General features: G+C 72.5%; 2 protein-coding genes. Both read right to left on the reverse strand.

The annotated features are described in order from the left end of the window. Positions 1–220: 220 nt before the first annotated feature. Positions 221–757, reverse strand: a complete 537-nt coding sequence (locus APZ21_RS23920) for a hypothetical protein (RefSeq protein ID WP_019045691.1) — start codon at positions 755–757, stop codon at positions 221–223. 138 nt (positions 758–895) lie between these two features. Further along, positions 896–2,341 (reverse strand): VWA domain-containing protein (locus APZ21_RS23925; RefSeq protein ID WP_082393412.1); only part of this gene is annotated, 1,446 nt, incomplete at its 5' end.

Here is a 2,341-nt window from a genome sequence, read left to right on the forward strand (position 1 = left end):
TGGTTGCCGCCCCGGGGTGCGGGACGGGGTGGGCGGGGTGGGTGATGGTTGGGCCGCGCCGGTGGCCGATGTCGGCCCGGTCCGGGTGCCCCGGGGGCGTGCTGCGCGCCCGGGGCACCCGGGGTTTAGGTGGCGCGTATGGCGCGTACGGCGGCGGGTTCGAGTCGACTCAGCAGGTTGATTCGCCCGCGCTTGTGCCATCCGTCGAGCTATGACCGGTTCAGTCGAAGTCGAGGTACTGCCGGATCTCCGGGGGTGAGAGCAGGCCGCTGTCGATGAGGTTCTGCCGGGTTTCGGCGAGATGGCCGAGACCGTCATCGATGCTGGTTCCCTCGTGCTCGATGGGATCCTCGTCCTCAGGGTCGCGGAAGCGGCCCGTGCGCAGCGTGGCCGCGATCTCAGTCAGGCGCTCGGCGAGGGTTTCCGCCGCTTCGGCGAGTTCTTCCTGGTCACTGCGAAGCCGGTCGAGCGCTTCGTCGCGTTTGGCATCCCGGTAGGCGCGCATCCGATCGAGCCACTGCGCCGAGGGGTCCTGGTGTGCAGGCACAAGCGACCACGGGGCGGCGAAACCTCTCCCGCCGGTGTCGGTTTCGATCACACACTCGGGAACGTGGTGGTCGAAAACCTGGAGCACAACGCCGCGCCAAGTGCGGTTGTTGAGGCCCGTTACCTCGTCGCCGACCTCGATCGGGCAAACCACCTCGCCTCGGGTGTCGGTGTCGGTGGGGGTCTGGTCGGTAGCGGTGTTGTCGGTCATGGTGAAGCCTCCTTGTCGTTGCCGCCCCGGGCGGGGCGGGTAGGGGTGTTGGTGGGTGATGGGAGGGCCGCGCCGGTGACCGGTAGCGGCCCGGTCCCGGGTGCCCCGGGCGCGGTGTGCGCCCGGGGCCCCGGGGGTCTAGGCGGCGCGCACGGCGGCAGTGATGGCGCGGGCGATCGCGGTGGCGGTGGCGGCCGGGTCGCTGACCACGTGCACGGTCGCCCCGTTCAGCGGAGTCGGGGCTCCCGGGCGGCCGGGGCGCTTGCCACTCTCGGGTGCCAACCACAGCACCGCGCACCCGGCCGCGCGGACAGCGTCGAGTCGACGCTGTGCGGAGGCGCGTTCGTGGGGTCGGTAGATGCCGTCGGAGATGATGACCAGTAGCCGTGTCGCGCCGGGCCGTGACAGGCCGAGGGCCCCGTCGAGGGCGACCGTCGCGGCAGCGAGGGCGTGGTATTTGTCCGGGCAACCGAACTCGGCGACCTGGGCGGGGGCGGTGCCGGGGTAGGTGATCGGGGTGACCTTCGCGCCGAAGGTCACGGTCGCGGTGGTAGCGGGCATCGCGGCCAGCTCGGCGGCGCGGGCGATGATCCACGCGGCCGAGGACACCGGCGCGGCGAACGCGCTCATCGAGGAGGACACGTCGCACGCGATGCCGACCCGCAGCGGCGGGTGCGGGCTCGTTTTGCGGGCGGTGCGGGTGAACGGTTCGGCGGTCGGGATGGCACCGGCGGCGAGCTGTGCTTGGCGGGCCAGCACACCACGCATCCGCACCCGGCCCGGCGGGACCACCGAGGTCGTTTTCACCGTGGCGCGTTCGCGGGCGGCGGCGGTGTCCAGCGCGCGGGCCAGCACCCGCGCGGCGGTCTGTTCTGTGCTCAGTGGGGTGCGGGTGCGGGCTACGGTGCGCGAGTGCCCCGGTGTCTCGCCATCGCCGAACACGTGCTCGGCCATCAGCTGTGCCTGTTCGGCAGTGGCGGCGGCAGCCTCGCGCGCGGCGGCAGCGGACTCGGCCGGGTCGGCGGGCACCGGGTTCGCCGCGACCTCGCGGGCGATGGCGGCGGCGGTGGCCTCGATGGCCGCGCCCAACAGCGAGGTCGGTACCGGTGTGGTGTGCGGTTCGGGGCCCACGATGTCGAACCAGCGCCGCCCGAGTTCGAGCATGGCGGCGGTGTCGGTATCGGCCACGGTGTGCGCCTCACGCCAGATCGCGCGCAACGCGGCGAGGGTGTCGGTGCCGAGGATGGACTCGATCTCGCGCACCAGCGGCGCGCATTCGGACTCGGTCAGTACCCCGGCATCGATCCGGCCGAGCACGAGGGCGGCGTTGTGGGCGGCGGCGTAGGTGGTGCGCGGGAGGTGCGCGGCGGCACTCGCGCCGCCGTTGTCGCCGATCACGATCTCGGTGGCGCTGGCGCGCAACCAATGACGGTCATCGGGGCGGCGGCGAATCTGGGCGGCCTCGATGCGCGACTCCTCGAGCAATTTCGCCGCCTTCACTACCTCCGGGTGCGCCAGCAGCGGGGCCCGCCATACCGAGTGTTTGGCGTGCGCGCACTCGTGCACCAACGCACCCCACACCGC

It is taken from the genome of Nocardia arizonensis, assembly GCF_001310275.1.
Taxonomy (GTDB): domain Bacteria; phylum Actinomycetota; class Actinomycetes; order Mycobacteriales; family Mycobacteriaceae; genus Nocardia; species Nocardia arizonensis.